Origin of the sequence: Tenacibaculum sp. MEBiC06402 (assembly GCF_049239625.1) — a bacterium.
Lineage (GTDB): Bacteria > Bacteroidota > Bacteroidia > Flavobacteriales > Flavobacteriaceae > Polaribacter.
The window spans coordinates 165,831-186,152 of the sequence record NZ_JBMKKT010000095.1; the positions used below are offsets into that span (position 1 = coordinate 165,831).

General features: G+C 32.8%; 18 protein-coding genes. 9 read left to right on the forward strand and 9 right to left on the reverse strand.

Annotated elements, in window-relative coordinates; all coding sequences use genetic code 11:
• Window positions 1–5 precede the first annotated feature (5 nt).
• Together ACOSP6_RS09160 and ACOSP6_RS09165 are read right to left on the reverse strand one after the other, a co-directional pair.
• A complete protein-coding gene (locus tag ACOSP6_RS09160; protein WP_422095595.1) occupies window positions 6–1,193 on the reverse strand; it encodes a pyridoxal phosphate-dependent aminotransferase in 1,188 nt (395 codons plus the stop codon).
• A gap of 11 nt (window positions 1,194–1,204) precedes the next feature.
• Window positions 1,205–2,296 (reverse strand): fatty acid desaturase family protein, encoded by a 1,092-nt coding sequence (locus ACOSP6_RS09165; protein ID WP_422095214.1) that lies wholly within the window; start codon window positions 2,294–2,296, stop codon window positions 1,205–1,207.
• A gap of 141 nt (window positions 2,297–2,437) precedes the next feature.
• Between ACOSP6_RS09165 and rsmG the strand changes: the two genes are divergently transcribed.
• Entirely contained in the window at window positions 2,438–3,067 is a 630-nt protein-coding gene (gene rsmG, locus ACOSP6_RS09170; protein WP_422095215.1) for a 16S rRNA (guanine(527)-N(7))-methyltransferase RsmG, read from the forward strand.
• 178 nt (window positions 3,068–3,245) lie between these two features.
• Here rsmG and ACOSP6_RS09175 read toward each other — a convergent pair whose 3' ends face one another.
• The 4 genes from ACOSP6_RS09175 to pruA all read right to left on the reverse strand — a co-directional run bounded on the left by ACOSP6_RS09175 (window position 3,246) and on the right by pruA (window position 8,743).
• Window positions 3,246–3,431 (reverse strand): hypothetical protein, encoded by a 186-nt coding sequence (locus ACOSP6_RS09175; RefSeq protein ID WP_422095216.1) that lies wholly within the window; start codon window positions 3,429–3,431, stop codon window positions 3,246–3,248.
• A 260-nt stretch (window positions 3,432–3,691) separates the two neighbouring features.
• Window positions 3,692–5,326: a DUF1501 domain-containing protein gene (locus ACOSP6_RS09180; protein ID WP_422095217.1), complete on the reverse strand. Its 1,635-nt coding sequence runs from the start codon at window positions 5,324–5,326 to the stop codon at window positions 3,692–3,694.
• A 26-nt stretch (window positions 5,327–5,352) separates the two neighbouring features.
• Window positions 5,353–6,978 (reverse strand): DUF1800 family protein, encoded by a 1,626-nt coding sequence (locus tag ACOSP6_RS09185; protein WP_422095218.1) that lies wholly within the window; start codon window positions 6,976–6,978, stop codon window positions 5,353–5,355.
• Window positions 6,979–7,117: 139 nt separating this feature from the next.
• A complete protein-coding gene (gene pruA, locus ACOSP6_RS09190) occupies window positions 7,118–8,743 on the reverse strand; it encodes an L-glutamate gamma-semialdehyde dehydrogenase (protein ID WP_422095219.1) in 1,626 nt (541 codons plus the stop codon).
• Window positions 8,744–8,875: 132 nt separating this feature from the next.
• On the opposite strand from pruA, the gene ACOSP6_RS09195 reads away from it, so the two are divergent.
• Window positions 8,876–9,637: an NRDE family protein gene (locus ACOSP6_RS09195; RefSeq protein WP_422095220.1), complete on the forward strand. Its 762-nt coding sequence runs from the start codon at window positions 8,876–8,878 to the stop codon at window positions 9,635–9,637.
• Here ACOSP6_RS09195 and ACOSP6_RS09200 read toward each other — a convergent pair.
• The 3 genes from ACOSP6_RS09200 to ACOSP6_RS09210 are packed head-to-tail and all read right to left on the reverse strand — an operon-like array spanning window position 9,574 to window position 12,312.
• Window positions 9,574–10,662, reverse strand: a complete 1,089-nt coding sequence (locus ACOSP6_RS09200; RefSeq protein WP_422095221.1) for a DUF3667 domain-containing protein — start codon at window positions 10,660–10,662, stop codon at window positions 9,574–9,576. The two genes, ACOSP6_RS09195 and ACOSP6_RS09200, sit on opposite strands and share 64 nt — an antisense overlap.
• Entirely contained in the window at window positions 10,662–11,048 is a 387-nt protein-coding gene (gene apaG / locus ACOSP6_RS09205) for a Co2+/Mg2+ efflux protein ApaG (RefSeq protein ID WP_422095222.1), read from the reverse strand. Before apaG ends, ACOSP6_RS09200 begins: the two co-directional genes overlap by 1 nt.
• A gap of 46 nt (window positions 11,049–11,094) precedes the next feature.
• The gene (locus tag ACOSP6_RS09210; protein WP_422095223.1) at window positions 11,095–12,312 is read right to left on the reverse strand and encodes a DUF5103 domain-containing protein; all 1,218 of its coding nucleotides are present in this window, start codon (window positions 12,310–12,312) and stop codon (window positions 11,095–11,097) included.
• Between the two features lie 161 nt (window positions 12,313–12,473).
• On the opposite strand from ACOSP6_RS09210, the gene ACOSP6_RS09215 reads away from it, so the two are divergent.
• The 7 genes from ACOSP6_RS09215 (at window position 12,474) to ACOSP6_RS09245 (ending at window position 20,196) form a co-directional block, all read left to right on the forward strand.
• Window positions 12,474–13,820, forward strand: a complete 1,347-nt coding sequence (locus tag ACOSP6_RS09215) for a Na(+)-translocating NADH-quinone reductase subunit A (RefSeq protein WP_422095224.1) — start codon at window positions 12,474–12,476, stop codon at window positions 13,818–13,820.
• A gap of 3 nt (window positions 13,821–13,823) precedes the next feature.
• Window positions 13,824–15,032 carry an NADH:ubiquinone reductase (Na(+)-transporting) subunit B gene (locus tag ACOSP6_RS09220; protein WP_422095225.1) on the forward strand — a complete coding sequence of 403 codons (1,209 nt, stop codon included), beginning with the start codon at window positions 13,824–13,826 and terminating at the stop codon, window positions 15,030–15,032.
• Between the two features lie 2 nt (window positions 15,033–15,034).
• Entirely contained in the window at window positions 15,035–15,775 is a 741-nt protein-coding gene (locus ACOSP6_RS09225; RefSeq protein WP_422095226.1) for a Na(+)-translocating NADH-quinone reductase subunit C, read from the forward strand.
• Between the two features lie 2 nt (window positions 15,776–15,777).
• Window positions 15,778–16,422 carry an NADH:ubiquinone reductase (Na(+)-transporting) subunit D gene (locus tag ACOSP6_RS09230; protein WP_422095227.1) on the forward strand — a complete coding sequence of 215 codons (645 nt, stop codon included), beginning with the start codon at window positions 15,778–15,780 and terminating at the stop codon, window positions 16,420–16,422.
• A gap of 28 nt (window positions 16,423–16,450) precedes the next feature.
• Entirely contained in the window at window positions 16,451–17,185 is a 735-nt protein-coding gene (gene nqrE, locus ACOSP6_RS09235) for an NADH:ubiquinone reductase (Na(+)-transporting) subunit E (protein ID WP_422095228.1), read from the forward strand.
• Between the two features lie 2 nt (window positions 17,186–17,187).
• A complete protein-coding gene (gene nqrF / locus ACOSP6_RS09240; protein WP_422095596.1) occupies window positions 17,188–18,501 on the forward strand; it encodes an NADH:ubiquinone reductase (Na(+)-transporting) subunit F in 1,314 nt (437 codons plus the stop codon).
• Between the two features lie 63 nt (window positions 18,502–18,564).
• Window positions 18,565–20,196, forward strand: coding sequence for a tetratricopeptide repeat protein (locus tag ACOSP6_RS09245; protein ID WP_422095229.1), 1,632 nt, complete (start codon window positions 18,565–18,567; stop codon window positions 20,194–20,196).
• Window positions 20,197–20,322 lie beyond the last annotated feature (126 nt).

A 20,322-nucleotide genomic window follows, 5' to 3' on the forward strand; every position in this document is an offset into this window, starting at 1 on the left:
TGTAATTAACTTAAGACTTCTTTAATTCTTTTAACTGCTTCTCTTAATTGTAATTCAGAAGCAGCATAGGACATTCTAATACAGTTTGGAGCTCCGAAAGCTTCACCTGTTACAGTTGCAACGTTTGCTTCTTCTAATAATAACATAGAAAAGTCGTTTGCATTTTTAATTTCTTTACCTCTAATAGTCTTTCCAAAGAAAGCAGAGATGTCTGGGAAAATATAAAAAGCACCTTCTGGTACATTTAACTTGAACCCTTCAATTTTTCCTAATAAACCTAATACAATATCTCTACGAGATTTAAACTCGTTTACCATGTATTGTACTTGATCTGGAGAAGCTGAAACCGCTGTAATTGCTGCACGTTGTGCGATACAATTTGTTCCTGATGTAATTTGTCCTTGCATTTTAGTACAAGCTTTAGCAATCCAATCTGGAGCACCAATATATCCAATTCTCCATCCTGTCATAGCAAATGCTTTTGCTAATCCATTTACAGTAATTGTTCGATCGTACATACTTTCAATTGCAGCAAAACTAAATGGTTTTACACCATAGTTGATGTGCTCATAAATTTCATCAGAAAGAATGTAAATCTGTGGGTGTTTTTCTAAAACTTCCGCTAATGCTCTATATTCAGCTTCACTGTAAATACTTCCACTTGGATTATTTGGCGAGTTAAAGAATATCATTTTTGTTTTAGGAGTAATTGCCTCTTCTAATTGCTGTGGTGTGATTTTAAAATCAGTATCAATAGAAGAAGGAATCTCCACAAATTTAGCTTCACATAACATTGCAATTGCAGAGTAACTTACCCAATAAGGAGCAGGTAATATAACTTCATCTCCCGGATTTAATAAAACCTGTGCTACATTAGCAATAGATTGTTTAGCTCCGGTTGAAACTACAATCTGATTTGGTTTATAATCTAAATTATTATCACGCTTAAATTTGGTGCAGATAGCCTCTTTTAATTCAATATATCCATCAACTGGAGTATATGAATTGTAGTTTTGATTGATGGCTTCAATTGCAGCATCTTTAATAAAATCTGGAGTGTTAAAATCAGGCTCTCCTAAGCTTAAGCTAATAATATCTTTTCCTTGGCCTTTTAACTCTCTCGCTTTAGCCGCCATTGCTAAAGTTTGTGAAACAGGTAAACTGTTAATTCTGTTTGATAATGCTTCAGACATTTTGTGTTTCATTATGCTAGTTGTGGTTTTTTTCCTAGTTCAGCAATATGTCTTAAATGTTCTAATATTGCTTTTCGTGTTGTTTTGTACTCATGATAAGGTAAGTTAAATTCCTTAGCTGTTTCTTTTACGATTTTCGCAATTTTGCTATAATGAATATGCGAAATATGAGGGAAAATGTGGTGCTCAACTTGGTGGTTTAGTCCTCCTGTATAAAAATTGATGAACCAGTTTTTTGGAGCAAAATTCGCCGTAGTGTATAACTGGTGAATTGCCCAAGTGTTTTTCATATTTCCTCCTTCGTCTGGTAATGGAGTTTCAGTTTTAGGTACAATATGAGCTAATTGGAAAACAAAACTTAAAATGATTCCTGCAGTATAATGCATTACAAAGAATCCAATTAATACTTTCCACCAAGCAACATCTAAAACCAATAAAGGTAAAACTAACCACATTGCATAATATGCAATTTTAGTAACTATTAATTTTGTCCACTCTACCTTTGGATTAGGGAACTTTCCGTAAGAAAGTTTTCTCTTTAAATAACGGTGCATTTGTTTGAAATCAGTTGTAATTGCCCAGTTAATTGTTAGTAAACCGTATAAAATCGGAGAATAATACTTTTGGTATTTATGGAAAGGTCTCCACTGTGTATGTTTCGAAAAACGTATAATTCTACCCGCATCCATATCTTCATCATGATCCTGGATATTCGTATAAGTATGGTGCAGAACGTTATGTTGAACTTTCCAATTGTATACATTTCCTGCTAAAATATACATACTGCTTCCCATAAGGTTGTTCACCCATTTTTTACTAGAGAACGATTCGTGATTACTGTCATGCATTACATTCATCCCAACTCCGGCCATACCAAATCCAATTACTACAGTTAATAATAATTGTAACCATCCTGGCATATTTACAGTAAGAATTATAGCAAAAGGAGCCAAGAATAAGGTAAACATTACAATGGCTTTAAAATAAAGCTTCCAGTTACCAGTTCTTTTTATTTCGTTTTCTTTAAAATAGTCATTTACACGTTTGTTCAAAGTTCTGAAGAACTTTGTTTTGTCTATTCTGGAGAATTTTATTGTTTTCATGTTTTAATTTAAAGGGGTAAAAATAAGTGTTTTTGTAACATCTTTATCTGTTAACGAAAGTTTTTAACGATAATTATTAAATTGTATTAATCTTTAACTATTGGTAATTGTTCTTATTTTTGTGGTTGCAAATAGAATAACATGGATATCATCTTAAAATACTTTCCAAATCTTACGGAAAAACAAATAGAACACTTCGAAAAGTTACAGTCATTATACGAGGACTGGAATTTGAAAATCAATGTTGTATCGAGGAAAGATATTGATGAATTGTATTTACGTCATGTTTTACATTCTTTAGGGATTGCAAAAGTTATGGAGTTTCAGCCAGGAACAAAGGTAATGGATGTTGGAACCGGAGGAGGATTTCCTGGGATTCCTTTGGCAATTTTGTTTCCTGAAACTAATTTTCATTTAGTTGATTCTATTGGAAAAAAGATTAAGGTAGTAAACGAAGTAGTAGAAGGTTTAGGTTTGGAAAACGTAAAAACTACCCATGGTAGAGTTGAAGAGGTTAAAGAAACATATGATTTTATTGTAAGCAGAGCTGTGGCTCAAATGGAAACATTTCATAGATGGGTGAAGAATAAAGTTCAGAAAAAACAAAACCATGAGCTTAAGAATGGGATTTTGTACTTGAAAGGTGGTGATTTATCTGAAGAATTGGCGAAGTTTCCAAAAGCTACTATTTATGATTTGCCGAGTTTTTTTGAGGAAGAATTTTTCGAAACAAAAAAAGTAGTTCACTTACCAATTAAATATAAAGGTTAAAAATAAGGGAATCGAATATGTTTCAAAACGATTCCCCAATTTTGGTGTCATCTGAAGGGGATAACAGCCAATTTAAAGTTAACTATTTATTTTTAAATAAAAAAGGTCGGAACATTTTCCGACCCAAAAGCAGACTAGTTTTTAGTCTTTTTCTTTTCTATATTATAAAAAACTGATTTTAATAGTAAAAACAAGTTCCCCATCTAGTACAAGCTCCCGGCTCACAAAATGGTCCCCAATCAGATCCAGTGTCTCTACAGCACATTGCACCTTGTTGGTAGCAAGGTCCTAAAGCGCCTCCGTTGATTTCCTTTTGTTCAGAACTAGTTAAGGCTTTTCCTAAGTTTAAAATTGATTTTTTCATAATTAGTTAAGATTTTAAATTAAGTTGGTTAATAAATCCTTAATTTATTTAAAGACACTTAAGGTTTATGTCTATTCTTTTAGAAAGAATTTTATTAAAAACTGCTAAAGATATTCCCTTACTTTCTGTATCGAAATTATATGTAAGAAAACATGAATGGCAGTTTCATTTTATTTTAATTCAGGTGGTTATCCAAATATAATAAATAAATCAAGTTTGCCAAAACCATTTCGAATTGATCGAAAATCTGGTTTGTTTTTTTAAAGTTTGAAAACTTTATGGTTTTCAGTAGTTCCTCCACTTTCAATTTGAAGAAAGTAAAGGCCAGTTGCCAATCTAGGTAAATTAATTGATGTGTTATTGTTGATAGCTGTCTTTTGTCCTTGAGTAACTAAACTTCCTCCTTTGGTAAATAGTTTATATTGAAGACTAGTTCGGTCTTTTAAAGCGTTCAAACTGATTTGATCCACGAAAGGATTCGGATAAATAAACCAATCTTTTCTTCTGTCAATACCGGGTTGTTCTAGTATATCTCGAATACAGCCTTTAGCTATAGAGAATTCGCTTTTAATGATTTTTGGAATTTTATCATTAACAAAACTCGAATTCAAACTGTGATTAAAAAAGGTATTATCAATAACGGTATCAGACGCTCCTAAAAAATCTTGTAGTAGCGTAGTTATAGTCTGACGATAATCGTACTGAATACTTTCTAATTGATAATTGTTATTGTCAGTAGCTTCTGAAAGATCAACATTAGTCCCAGACACACCTCCAAGAACAGATTTTCCAAAAATAAACATTGGAGCGATTTCTCCATGATCAGTTCCTAAATTTCCATTTTCTTTTGCTTTTCTTCCAAATTCAGAAAATGTGAGTCCAACAACATCTTCTCCTAAAGATTGCTCATTTAGGTCTTTCATAAAAGTTTCAATAGCACTAGATACTTCGTTGAGTAATTCGTAATGTATTCCTTTAACATCGCCATTCCCTTCAGCTTGGTTATCATGCGTGTCAAAACCACCAATACTAACCATATAAACTTTGGATTGTAATCCGCCACTAATCAATCGTGCGACTGTCTTTAATTGATCAGATAAATCAGTGTCATCATAGGAGGTTGCATTTTTTCCCGCGTTAAATGCATCCGAAATTGATTTAGAATATTTGTTAGAATTATTATTAACATCCAGGATGTATTTTAATTCTTCGCCAAAATGAGAGTCTGGGATATTGGTTGGAGGTTCGCCTCCAAGACCACTGATTTCAGTAAAAAAACCTGCAGGATCTTGACCAGTAATATTGATTGATAAACCATGTTCTTCAGCTCCATGAAAGCCGAGCTCCGTTTTGCCATTTCCAATTTGCACACCTAAAGGATATGCCTCTTCTACTTCTTCAGAATAAAAATTTTCCATAAAACGACCAATCCAACCAGAATCTTTTCCGTTTAACCAATTGTTCCCGTCATTTCCAGTAGAGTAGATGTCTTTTGAAGCGAAATGACTTTTGTTTTGTGAAGGATATCCTACGGATTGTAAAATTCGTAGTTCACCTTGGTCATAAAGTGATTTAAACCCAGTCAAAGCTGGATTTAGTCCTAATTGTTGATTGTCATCAAGAGTGGTGTCTAACCTGATAAAACCATTGGCTCCTGAACTTGGTATTCTAATCGTAGGACGTAAATTGGCATATTGATCATAAGAATTAATAGGAATTAATGTGTTTAATCCGTCATTTCCACCTACTAGGTTTACTAGGACCAACTTTCTGTTAGATATATCGCCACAGTCAATATCTAAATCTATCGTTTTCAACATCGCTTTGAGTTCAAAAGGCATTAAACCAATAGCTGAAGTTGTAGTTGCTAATTTTATGAAGTTTCTTCTTTTCATGATAATAAGTTAAGGGGATGATACTTTTACATAATTTGGAATTCCGGAGCGTTGATCATTTGAATCATCAAGGCATTTAATCGAGATTTAACAACAGTATCGTCTCCAGATCCTTCATAACCTAACCAGGCATTTGACCAGTAATAGTCAGGGAAACCTTCTAAGAGATTTTGAGCGAAATACGCTTTTCGTTCGTCGTCGATAGACTCAGGATATAACAAATCTGATAATTCTGTTATTAAAGCTGTAGCATCTGAAGGTTCGTTGATATTGTTTGAAATGAATTCAACTATGTTTATTTCAGTATTTATTTTTCCGTTGTATCGAATTTTATTTCTTCCTGTAAGTAAACTTTCAATCAGCTTGTATCTGGCTAATACTGTATTAGAAGAAAACCAGTGACGGTCAAAATCAGGGCTTTGATAATGAGCAGGGTAACCAGCAACAGAATCTGGGTTCCATATAGACATCCCTGCTGAAGTTAGGTAGAATCTATATAAGAAGTCGAAAAATCTGTAAAAATTTTCGGTTTCATTAATTGGGTCGGGAATATAAAGTTTAAAAAAAGACATCACTTCGTTGCATAGTTGAAGTGGACTTTTTATAATACTTCCTATAATCTCATCAGTGTTGTTGTTATCGTCTAAATCATAAAAATGCTTAGAAGTTAAAAGAGTTTTTAGCGTTGGTAAAATTTCATAATTATCACTTTGTAATTGAGAGGCCAGCGGTTTTATAACAGTTTCCTCAACATCATCGGTCCACTCACTTTTAACAAAATAACGGTATAATTTTCGAACAAATGAAATAGCTGTAGCTTCTTTAGCAAAAACCATTTCGACAAAATTATCTAGTTCTTGAATTATACCTTCTTCAGTATCGCTACCAGTAATTACAGCATCATTAAAAGCATGACTAAATGTTTTGTCTTCTTTATCATGTCGTTGAATATCAATTCTTCCCATTGGAAGATTAGTTTCTGAATCAATAATGGCTCTGTCATATTGAATTTTTATTCCAGAAAACACTCTTGCTGCTTGTTGAACATCAAGTTCCGTATAATTGGTATAGTCTCCGTTTCCAACTTGTTCTGCTTTTAGAATTGTGAATAACTCTAAGAATTCACGAGCATAGTTTTCATTTGGGTTATTGGCATTGTTTTTAGTGTTGTCTAAATAATCTAACATTGAATTGTCATAAGTGATTTTTTTAGACATGGTTTTTAGGTTTCCAAATGCATAATGTTCTAATAATCTCATATGATCATAGAAATGCACAGAGTTACCAGCGTCGAATTTAGATACTGTAAAAGACGTGTGTAAAAAGAAGGTCATCTTTTGCTTCAATGAGTTTTGATGCAAACCATTATATAACCACCAGTAAGCGATGTAGATTCTCTTTCGAAATTGTCCATCTAAAGACAATGGGTCTGAACTAGAGGTCCAAAAACCATGAGGGTTTTCCTCAGGTTTAGGGTCGTATGGCTCTAAAAGTTTTTTATTTTGATCAGAGATTAGTTTGTCAAAAGCCTGTTCAGGGGTTAAGGTTGAAAACTCTAATAAGGTTTCTTTGTTATAGGTAAAAGACGTTCTCCGGAGTAAATGTTTGGCATTTCGTAAACCTAAAGTTTCGGTGTTTTGATCTAAAGTCATTTCTAGGGGATTTGTGAGTGTATTGTTTTGTTTACAAGTTTGTTACGAAAAAAACACGTTTAGAAAACATAGTTTTCTTTCATAAACGAAAAAAGGCTGGAAATATTTCCAGCCTTTTTTAAATTATTAAAATATTTTTTTATCCTAAGAATGGATAACGATAATCTGATGGTGAAACAAAAGTTTCTTTAATTAACCTTGGAGAAACCCATCTTAATAAGTTTTGAGCAGAACCTGCTTTATCATTTGTTCCAGAAGCTCTCGCACCTCCGAAAGGTTGCTGTCCTACAACAGCACCTGTTGGTTTGTCGTTGATATAGAAGTTTCCAGCACAATTTTCTAATGCTTTTGTAGCTTCTGCGATTGCATATCTGTCAGTTGAGAAAACAGCACCTGTTAAAGCATATTCAGATGTGCCATCAACTAACTTTAAAGTTTCAGCCCAGTTTTCATCTTCGTAAACATATACAGTAACAACAGGTCCAAATAATTCAGTACACATTGTAGTATACTTAGGGTCTTTAGCTAAGATTACAGTTGGTTCAATAAAATATCCTTTTGATTTGTCGTAATTTCCTCCAGCAACGATTTCTGCATCAGTATCTTCTTTAGCTTGATCGATATATTTAGCTAACTTATCAAATGATCCTTCATGAATAACGGCAGTAATAAAGTTACTCATGTCTTCAGGAGAACCCATTTTAAATGAAGCAATATCTTCTTTTACGTAATCTAACACTTCGCTAGCCATAGATTTTGGTAAGTAAACTCTTGAAGCCGCAGAACATTTTTGTCCCTGGAATTCAAAAGCTCCACGAGAAATACCCGTAGCTACTTGTTTTGGGTTTGCAGATGGATGCGCGACGATAAAGTCTTTACCTCCAGTTTCTCCAACAATTCTTGGGTATGTTTTATATGTATGAATATTTTCACCGATTTTTTTCCAAAGTTCTTTAAATACAAACGTAGAACCTGTAAAGTGTAACCCAGCAAAGTCTGGTGAAGATAAAACTACTTCAGTAATTTCTACAGGATCACCGTAAATTACGTTTATAACTCCGTCAGGTAATCCAGCTTCTTTAAATACATCAACAATAACTTTTGCTGAGAATATTTGGCTATCAGATGGTTTCCAAACTACAGTATTTCCCATCATCGCTGCTGATGCAGGTAAGTTTGCTGCAATAGCTGTAAAGTTAAAAGGAGTAATTGCGTATACAAAACCTTCCAATGGTCTATACTCAACTCTATTCCAAATACCGTCATCAGAGTTTGGTTGTTCAGCATAAATTTCAGACATATATTCTACGTTGAAACGTAAAAAGTCGATTAACTCACATGCTGCATCAATTTCTGCTTGGTGAATAGTTTTTGATTGAGCAATCATTGTTGAAGCATTCATTTTAGCCCTATATGGTCCTGCGATTAATTCAGCCGCACGTAAGAAAATTGCTGCTCTTTGTTCCCATGGCATTTGTGCCCATTGAGTACGAGCTTCTAAAGCACTATCAATGGCTTTTTGAGCATGACTTTTATCTCCAATATGATATTGACCAACAACATGCTGATGATCGTGTGGAGGAGTCATATTTTTGGTGTTTCCAGTTCTAATTTCTTCGTTTCCGATATACATTGGAACATCCACAGATCCATTAAAATATGCTTTATATTGTTTTGAAACAGTTTCTCTTTCTGGTGATCCAGGAGCGTATCCTTTAACAGGTTCATTTACTGCAACTGGAACATTGAAAAATCCTTTTCCCATGGTTGTTTGTTTATTGAATTTATATATGATAATTTTGGTTTAGCAAATGTACAATTTTTAGGATGGTTTTTGTAAAGTTTCTCAATTCCAATCTACAAAAGAATTGTATTTAATTTTTTTAAACCGAACTATATGTGCACTGTGACATATTTACCTTTAGAAGGAGATAATTTTATTTTTACTTCTAACAGGGATGAGAATCCTAAACGAAATACAATTGAGCCGAAAGAATATTTGGAGGACAATGTAAAGCTGGTGTATCCAAAAGATGAGCTAGCTGGGGGCACATGGATTGGTCTAAGTGAACGAGAGAGGTTAGTTTGTTTGTTAAATGGAGGTTATGAGATTCATGAAAGAGAAGTTTCTTATAGATTAAGTAGAGGTGTAATTGTAAAACAAATATTGAAATCTGAGAATGCCGTTGCTTTTATTGAGGATTTAGAATTAAATGGTGTTGAGCCTTTTACAGTTGTTATGGTTGATTGGAAAAATGATTTAATGGCATATGAATTGGTGTGGACAGGGGAGCGAAAAGACTTTAGAAAGCTAGATAATCAACCTTACATTTGGTCAAGTAGTACACTCTATACACAAGAAATGAAGAGTTTGAGAAAAGATTGGTTTTCAAAATGGTTAAGTAAAAATAGAAATTTTGAACAATCGGACGTTTTAAATTTTCATTTAGACGAGTCGAATGGAGAAGAAATTTCCCTGAAAATGAAAAGAGCTTTTGTTGAAACAGTAAGTGTTACTTCTATAAAGAAACAAAACGAATCATTAGAGTTACAGTACTACGATTTACTGAACAATCAAACAACTTTGTTGGCTTATCAGAATAAAGCAAACGATAGCAAACCTACAAATGTCACTCCAATCGTTGCTAAAAACATATAAACCATATTTATCATGATAAATTTAATGGTTGTTTTTATGTAGCCCTGTTTGTAAAACTTTTTCATGGCAATGAAAAGATAAATCAAGAATAATAACAGAAATAACTCGTTTCCGATATTATTGGTAAAAAAGTTTACAATCATTAGGAGCGTTAATAACAAGAAAAACACTGTCTGTGTATGAAAAACGAAAATTAAATGTTCAACATAGGTGTATTTTCTTCTGATATAAAAAAGCTTAAGTGCTAGTGTGAAAATTGGGAGCAGTATAAAGAGTGAAATCGATCCGTAGGAAAGCATTTTGCTTACAAACTCTTTTCTTTTGTCTTTTTCGTTAAAAAACGAATTTGCCAATTGAGCTCTATTGTAAAAAAAACGGTTCCAAAAAGTGTTTTCATATTTTAGACTATCCAGTGCGGAAGTTGCATCAATATCCGGGTTTTTTCTATTAAATTTAATGAACTGATCCAGTCTTGAATCTCCACCAAAGCTAATTCTAGGTTCTTTGTTTAATTTGACGGAATCGTTTATTTTTAGATTGAAATTTTGTGCTAATTTTTTTTGAGTAGAATCAAGCGGAATCTTGTTTTTGCTCAACTCGGTATTGATAATGTTATTAATAGAATCTAAGTTTATTTCTTTTTCATTTTGAGGCTTAGAAGAAAAGGATTTATCTAAATTTTGAAAATTATCAATGGTTTCATTAATACCATAAAAAAGAAAAAATAGTAGAGAAGCAGTTATGTAAAAGCGAAAAGGATTGGCATATCGCTCTCTTTTACCCTCAATATAGTCGGCAGATATTTTACCAGGTTGAGTGATTAGGGTAAATGTAGTTCGCCAAAATTTGGTGTCCCATGAGAAAAAACCTGCAAAAACCTCTTTAATAAAACTTCCAAAGGTTATTTTATTTCCCTTATTCTTTTGTCCGCAACTAGGACAAAATAGTTCATGACCAGCAAAGGGAAATCCACAATTTAAACAGTTAGAATCTTTAATTACAGCTAGTTTGTTCTTTTTAGCCATTAGTTAAGTGTAGGTGTCGTTATTAGTTGAAATGTAGGTACTTCTACAAGAAATTCTTGGTTGTTTTTAATGTTTTTCATTTTGTAGCTTCCGCCCATTGCCCCGATAGATGATATTAAAAAACAATTTGATCGGTAATTGTATTCTTCGTTTGGTTTAATAATTGGGGTTTGACCAACAACGCCTTCTCCAGCAACATGTTCCGTTTCATTTAATGAGTCATAAATAGTCCAAAACCTTTCTAATAATTGAACAGTATCTTTGGAGTTGTTTTTTATTGAAATAAAATAACTAAAAGCATAATGCTGAACATAACCTCGGTAGATTATGCCGTTGTAAACAGTTTTTACTGAAATTTTAATTCCTTTAGTTATTTGTTGAAACATGTATTAAAAGTAACCTTTTTTCTTGAATGTTACAACATTTTAGAATTTAGCGGTTTTGGTCGAAAAAACCATTGCCTACACCAATGACTCTATAAAACAATGCACCAAAGGGTTTGTAATAGGTTATTACGGTGTATTCATTCTCTGTTTGAAAGAAGGAACCATTAATCGCAGTCAAATCTATTTTGTTGTTTTCATCAACAGTAACGTAGGTGTAATTGTAAAATCCTTGTTTCAATAAAATAGAAGCTTGATAGGTGTTATCATCAGAGTTATAAGTCATTTTATTTTCATCCGATAACTCAAAATTATTGAAAGCACCGTATACATAAACTGCTTTATCCTGGAAAGCTTGGTTTACTTCTAAAGAGAAATGCATCATAGCATAATCCGCTTCTGTATCTTCATTTTCTGCATCTAAGGTTCTAATCAGAAAGTTTCCGTTAATATCCGGATAATAGGTGTACGATTTTAAACTTCTTTCTACATCAGTATATAAATAATTATGAAAAATATCTTCTCTTGTAGTTTTGGCAATATTTACGTTGGTGTTTCTGATATACTTGTTATCGAAGAATAAAAACTCGTTCCCGCCCAAAAAGTTTGTGCCATTTGTGTAGTTATAAATTAGCTGACTTGGTCTGATGAATAGAGGGTCTAAATCAGTAATTGAAGTTTGCCAGTTGTTGTTTTGAAATAATTGAATTTCTATTTCTTGTGCGGGGTTATTTATTTGTAATCCCTTATGATTGATAATAAATTGCACCGTCTGTTCTGAATTATTTGTTAAGGTATTTCTACCCCTCAAAACATTTACACCGATAGTTACTTTGTTCTCATAAAACACACATCTTCTCGAAAAAACGACTTCATCATCATCGTTTAAAACGGAAATCAAATAATTTCCACTTTCGGTAACAATAGTATTCTGATTAGGAATTTGAATTTTGTAATGTGTGTAGCTCTGTAGCGTGTTAAAAGAATTGGTTACATCGATGATATAATTTTGTTCGAAACCATTTATGTATTGATTGGCTTGAAGATTACTCGGTTTCCAATCGTATGTCATGTGTTCAATTTTATACTGGTAATCTTTATTGTCTGCCTCTAAATCGTCAAAAGAAAGCTCAAGAACACTTCCTAAAGGCACAATTGGAATTGGAGATTGTTTGTTCAGGGGTAAGAGTTGAATTGCCTTAATGTTCTGGCTTATTGATGGTAAGCTCAAGAATATTAATAGTGTAAAAATTAGTTTTTTTAACATAGTAAACAAAAATATCAAAATGCGAGCCAAATAACAACTTATTATTTAGAATCAATATAAATAGAAAATTATGCACAAGATATACTGTTAATTGATTACGAGTCATTTTTTAAATTTTTAAATTTGCATGTTTTTTAAGAAAATCAAATACATTAGTTACTATGTCAAAAGACATCCGTATAAAAAAAGGGCTTGACATCAAGCTCGTTGGCGAAGCAAATAAAGTAACTACCGAACTTTCTTTAGGTAGTGTTTTTGCGGTAAAGCCTGATGATTTTCACGGCGTAATTCCAAAAATTTTAGCAAAAGAAGGTACTGAGGTAAAAGCAGGAGAAGCTCTTTTTTATAACAAGAGTGACGAGCGTATTTTATTTCCAAGTCCTGTAAGTGGTAAAGTAACAGAAATCGTTCGTGGAGCTCGTAGAAAAGTTTTAGAAATAAAAATAACAACTAACGGAACACAAGAGTACAAAGATTTTGGAAAAGTAGATGTGAACTCAATGTCTGGAGAAGAAGTGAAAAATCACTTATTCAATTCAGGATGTTGGCCGTTCATCAAACAACGTCCTTATGATGTTGTTGCAAATCCTAACCAAGCTCCGAAAGCAATTTTCGTTTCAGGTTATAACAGTGCTCCATTAGCTGCTGATTATGATTATGTTTTACAGGGAAAAGAAGCTGAGTTACAAGCTGCATTAACGGCTTTAACTAAATTAACAGAAGGGAAAGTTCATGTTTCTGTTGGTTCATCTAATTCTCCTTTAAAATCTATGTCAGGAGTTGAGTTGCATTCTGTGTCTGGTCCACATCCAGTTGGTAATGTAAGTACTCAAATCGCACAAGTTAATCCAATTAACAAAGGTGAGGTTGTATGGGTAGTTTCTCCACAAGATTTAGTTGTAATAGGAGAGTTATTATTAACGGGTAAATTTAATATCACTAGAACAGTTGCTTTAACTGGTTCTAAGATTAACGAGCCAAAGTATGTAACAGTTGTTGCAGGGGCTCAAATTTCTGATGTTATAAAAGATAACATAACGAATGATAATACAAGAATTATCAGTGGAAATGTATTATCTGGTTTACAAGTTGATGAAAATGGTTTCTTAGGATATTATGACAATCAAATTACAGCAATTCCAGAGGGAGATGATTATGAATTCTTCGGATGGAATAAGCCTGTGTTTAATAAAATATCAACTTCGAGAGCATTAACTTTTTCTTGGTTAAATCCGAAAAAGAAATATGATTTAAATACCAATACAAACGGTGAGCATAGAGCATTCGTTGTTACTGGTTCTTATGAAGAAGTATTTCCTTTAGATATTTATCCGATGCAATTGTTAAAAGCTTGTATGTATAAAGATCTTGATGAAATGGAAGGTTTAGGAGCTTACGAAGTTGCTCCAGAAGATTTTGCATTAACTGAATTTATTTGTGTATCTAAACAACCACATCAGAAAATTATTCGTGAAGGTTTAGATTTAATGATGAAAGAACTAGGATAAGATATGGGCTTAAAACAAAATTTACATAATTTAAAAGAGAAATATAAAGGGACGAAAATGGCTCCTGCGTTTAACGCAATCCATACCTTTTTATATTTACCGAACGAAACCACTCACGGTGGAACGCATATTAAAGCGGCTGACGATTTAAAGCGTACAATGAATACGGTAATTATGGCATTAATTCCATGTTTAATTTTTGGAATGTTCAATGCAGGTTATCAACACCATTTAGCAACAGGAGAAGTTGAAGCAATTGGAGGAAATTTCTTTTCTTCAAATTTCTGGAATTTCAATAACTTATGGATTGGTATTATTAAAGTACTTCCATTAGTAATCGTTTCTTATGGAGTTGGATTAATTATCGAGTTTATTTTTGCTGTAATTAAAGGACACGAAGTAGAAGAAGGTTATTTAGTAACTGGAATGTTAGTTCCGTTAATTGTACCTATAGATTTACCACTTTGGATGTTAGCAGTAGCTGTTGCATTTGGAGTTGTTATAGGTAAAGAAGTTTTTGGAGGTACAGGAATGAACATATTAAATCCTGCATTAACTATCCGTGCATTTTTATTCTTCGCATATCCAACTTGGATGTCAGGAGATAAGGTTTGGGTTCATGATGCAGTAGCAAAAGCAGGTTCTGCTGACGCTATTTCAGGAGAAACTATTCTAGGTAGTTATGCTCAAAATCAAGAAGTAGCTTACTCAATGTTTGATAAGTTCTTTGGATTTATTCCAGGTTCAGTTGGAGAAACTTCAGCATTCTTAATTTTATTAGGAGCTGCCTTCTTAATCTTTACTAAGATTGGAAGTTGGAGAATTATTGTTTCTACGTTCTTAGGAGCTGCTGCGATGGGAATGATTTTTAACGCAATTGCTGCAAATGGAATCATTGCTGATACAAGTAAGTTTTACGGTTTAATGAGCGCAGATTGGTATGAGCACCTAATTATTGGAGGTTTAGCATTTGGAGCTGTTTATATGGCTACAGATCCTGTAACAGCCTCTCAAACTAACAAAGGAAAATGGATTTATGGATTCTTAATCGGATTTATTTCTATTATGATTCGTGTATTCAATCCAGCATATCCAGAAGGAGTATTCTTGGCAATCTTATTAATGAATGTTTTTGCTCCAACTATTGATCACTACGTAGTTCAAGGAAATGTAAAAAGAAGATTAAAACGTTTAAAAGCTAAAACTGCCTAATTATGAGTAACAAAACAGACAGTAATGTATACACGGTACTATTCGCAGTAGGAATGGTTGTGGTTGTAGGTGCATTATTAGCTTCTATATTTTCATTAACAAAGCCGTTAATTACTATGAACGAAAAAGTTGAGAAGCAACAAAATATTTTGTACGCTATGGGAGTTAACGAAAATGATGAAACAAGCGTTAATTTTGTAGCTGCAGATAAAGCAGAAGAAATTTTTGGAAAGTATATCACAAAACAAATTGTTATCGAGAATAACGTTCCAAAAGAAGATGATAAAGCATATTTAATTGATGTTAAAAAGCAACAAGCTTTAGCGAAAGAAGGAAAAGCTAGAAAGTTACCTTTATTCGTTGGAGAAAAAGATAATCAAACATTCTACATTGCTCCTATTAGAGGAAAAGGATTATGGGATGCGATTTGGGGTTATGTTGCTATGGATAAAAATATGGTAGTTCAAGGTGTTTTCTTTGATCATAAAGGAGAAACACCAGGTTTAGGGGCTAACATTAAGCAACGTTTCTTTATGGATGATTTTGCAGGAGAAGATTTAATGAATAATGGTGAATTCAAAGGAATTGCTGTTTCTAAGTCTAATGCCGATCCTAAGAACGAAGATAAAACTGATAACGAGGTAGACGCGATTGCAGGAGCTACAATTACTGGAGACGGTGTAGCGGCTATGATCAAATCAGAGTTGAAATTGTACGTGCCTTACTTTAAAACTTTAAAATAATTATGGGACTTTTATCAAAGAAAGACGCAAAGTTAATTACTGACCCGTTAGCGGATAACAATCCAATTACGATTCAGGTATTAGGTATTTGTTCTGCTTTAGCAATTACTGCAGAATTACAAGCCTCAATAGTAATGTCTATTTCTGTATTATTTGTATTAGGAGTAGGTAACGTGGTAATCTCTTTAATGAGAAATATTATTCCATCTAAAATTAGAATTATTGTACAGTTAATCGTAGTTGCTACTTTAGTAATTATTGTAGATTTGGTATTAAAGGCTTTTGCTTACGAATTAAGTAAAACGCTATCCGTTTTCGTCGGATTAATTATTACCAACTGTATTATTATGGGACGTTTTGAAGCTTTCGCTTTAGGAAATGGACCATGGAGATCATTCTTAGATGGTATTGGGAATGCTTTAGGATATGCTGCAATCTTAATTATTGTAGGATTTTTTAGAGAGTTGTTAGGTTCTGGTACTTTATTAGGTATTAAAGTATTAGGAGATCCAATTGAAAAGACAGGTTTATATGCCTTAGGATATGAGAATAACGGATTTATGTTATTATCTCCAATGGCGTTAATCGTAGTTGGAATTATCATTTGGGTTCAGCGTAGTAGAAACAAAGCATTAATTGAAGACTAAACGCATAGCGTTTCAATAAAATAAGATTATGGAACATATAGAATTATTTTTCAAGTCAATATTTATAGATAACATGGTATTTGCTACGTTCTTAGGAATGTGTTCATACTTAGCAGTATCTAAAAAAGTATCAACAGCAGTAGGTTTAGGAGCAGCAGTTATTTTTGTATTGGCTGTAACAGTTCCTGTGAACTGGTTGTTAGACCAATACTTATTACAGCCCGGAGCTTTATCTTGGTTAGGTGAGGAATATGCAGGTTACGATTTAAGTTTCTTATCATTTATTATGTTTATCGCAACAATTGCTACCATGGTACAATTAGTGGAGATTATCGTTGAGAAATTTGCACCAGCATTATATAACTCTTTAGGTATTTTCTTACCATTAATCGCTGTAAACTGTGCGATTTTAGGAGGTTCTTTATTTATGCAGTCAAGAGAAATTCCAACTTTAGGTTTATCTCTTGTTTATGGAGTTGGTTCAGGAATCGGATGGTTCTTAGCAATTTTAGCAATTGCAGCTATTCGTGAAAAAATCAGGTACTCTCAAGTTCCAGGTCCGTTAAGAGGATTAGGAATTACCTTTATTATCACTGGTTTAATGGCTATCGGATTTATGAGTTTCGGTGGAATGTTAACAGGAGGTGATGATGCTAGTAAGAAGAAGGAAACTCCACAGGCTGAAGTTAAGGTTGAAAAGAAGGAAGAGACCAAAGAGGAGGTAGAAAAATTAGCAACTAACACTAAAGAAATTACAGAATAATGATGTTTTTAGAAGTAAGTACAGGAGGAACAGTTGCAATAACGGTAATTGCATTTTTAACAATTACATTGTTATTAGTGTCGTTATTATTATTTGTAAAGCAAAAATTGGCTCCATCTGGACCAGTAAAAATTACCATTAACGGAGAAAAAACTATTGAAGTACCATCTGGAGGAACTTTATTATCGACGTTAGGTAATGAAAAAATATTTTTACCATCAGCTTGTGGTGGTGGTGGATCATGTGTACAGTGTGAGTGTCACGTAAATTCTGGTGGAGGTGAAGCTTTACCTACGGAAACTCCGCACTTTACACGTAAAGAGTTACAACACGGTATTCGTTTAGCTTGTCAGGTAAAAGTTAAGCAGGATATGGATATTTCTATTCCAGAAGAGATTTTTGGAATTAAGAAATGGGAAGCTGTTGTTGTAAGAAATTACAATGTAGCAACTTTTATTAAAGAATTTGTAGTTGAAATTCCAGAAGAAATGGACTACAAAGCAGGTGGATATATTCAGATTGAAATTCCTAAGTGTGAGATTAAGTATTCTGATATGGATATCACTGCTCACCCAGATGATCATCCAGGAGAGCCAGATAAATTCCAAGCGGATTGGGATAAATTTGGGTTATGGCCGTTAGTCATGAAAAATGACGATACAGTTGAAAGAGCTTACTCTATGGCTTCTTATCCAGCTGAAGGAAGAGAAATCATGCTAAATGTACGTATCGCTACTCCACCATGGGATAGAGCTAAAAATGCATGGATGGATGTAAACCCAGGTGTAGCATCGTCTTATATTTTTAACCAAAAACCTGGTGATAAAGTAACGATTTCAGGACCTTATGGAGAATTCTTCATTAACGAATCTGATGCTGAAATGTTATATGTAGGTGGTGGAGCAGGTATGGCACCAATGCGTTCACATATTTATCATTTATTTAGAACGTTAAAAACCGGTAGAAAAGTAACATATTGGTACGGAGGTCGTTCTAAAGCTGAGTTATTCTACATTCACTATTTTAGAGCATTAGAAAAAGATTTTCCAAACTTCAAATTCTATTTAGCCTTATCAGAGCCATTAGAACAAGATAACTGGAAAGTTAAAAAAGATATTAATGATGAATCAGGAGATGGATTTGTTGGTTTTATTCACCAAGTTGTAATAGACCAATATTTATCTAAACATGAAAGTCCAGAAGATTTAGAACTATATTTCTGTGGTCCACCATTAATGAACAAAGCTGTTCAAAAAATGGGTGAAGATTTTGGTCTTGATGATGAAAATATCCGTTTTGACGATTTCGGAGGATAATCAAATCCAATTTTATAATATTAAAAAACCAGCATTTTTGCTGGTTTTTTTTATATTTAGGCTATGAGGGGAATTTTCTTAGGGGTTATTTTTATCTATTCAATACTGGTTTCTTATGCTCAAAAGATTGATAGTATCTTTGTTAGTTTAAAAAGCGAGGTTGAATTTATTACCAATAAAGAGAGAAAGGTTAAGGCATTAATTGATGCTGGAGATAGTTTTATTGATAAAGATGACATTAAGGCTGAATACTTCTATGATGAGGCTTTCAATACAATTATAGATGATGAATCTTTAGAAAAAGCTCATGTACTTTTACAAAAAGGTCGAATTTATAGGACTCGAGGAGATTATAGCAAATCTTTAAAACTTCTTTTAGAATCAAAAATGATTTATGAGGAAAGAAAAGAAGAAAATAAGTACGCTGAAGTTTTAGTGGATATTGGAATTTTGTATAGATATCTTAGGAAACCGGAAAAAGCCATAGCTATTTTTAACCAATCTATTCAATTAGGAAGTGCTAATAATGACAGTACCACAATCGGACGTTCATATAACATGCTAGGAGGTGTATATCGAGTGTTGAAAAAATATGATTCTTCAAAATATTCCTATAATAAAGCTCAGACAATATTTAAATCGTTGAATGATACGATAAAACTTAATGAAATTCAGAGTAATATGGCGATGCTTTATGGTAGACAGAAAAGATATGATAAAGCTCTCGAAATTCACCTGAAATGTTTAGAGTTCCTTAAGAAGCTTAAGGACCAAAATAATATTGCCACTGGTTACAGTAATATTTGTTTTGAATATCGCATGTTAAAGGATTATGATAAGGCCTTAAAGTATGCAGATTCTTGTTTAGAGTTAGCAAAAGAATTTGGTTTTAAGCAGCATATAGCAAGTTCTTACAGATCAAAAAGTCGTATCTACAAAGACTTGGGAATGTTCGATGAAGCTTTTGTAAATCACGTGTATTACAAACGTTATTCAGATTCAACATTAATTGTGAAAAAGGATAAGGTGATAAAAGATATTGAGCTTAGAAACCAATTAGAAAAAGAAAAACTAGAACTTGAAAGAATTAATGAAAGAAAAGAATTAAAGGCTAATTTATATGCCACTTTATCAATTGTAATTTTTTGTTTTAGTTTAATTACCGCGTTATTAGTAAGTAGAAATTATAAAGAAAGATCTCAAAGAGCTAAAGATAAACTTGAGAAAGAAAAATTGAAAAAGGAAATTTTAACTCAAAAAATTAAGGCTTCTGAGACGGAGTTAAAGAACTTGATAGCTGATAATTCAATGCGGTTGGAGTTTATTAAACGTTTAACTCAACAAATTAAAGACGATAAAGATTCTGCCGAGGATAAAAACGTAAAAAGGTATGCAAATGGATTACTCCTTAAATTACAACAACAAATAGTTACTGAAAATAAACTTTCAAAGCTTCAAGATAAAATTTCTGAAGTGAATAAAAATTTTGAGCATAATATCAGTAATAAATATCCTAGTTTGACTAAAACTGAAAGAGAAATTTGCTCACTATTAAGATTAAATTTATCCATTAAAGAAATCGCTTCCATAAGAAATTCAACAACAGATTCTGTAAAAGCAGTTAGGTATAGAATTCGAAAGAAAATGGAAATTCCGAAGACTCAAGAGCTGGAGAATTATATACAAACCTTATAGATTTATTTACATAGTTTAATTTTGTCTACAACAATACTACATCAATTAATATTTCTGTCTAGTAAAACTAAAAACATTTAAAACGCTGTTTATTAGTTTTTTAAACTTGACTGTATTGTTAAAAAT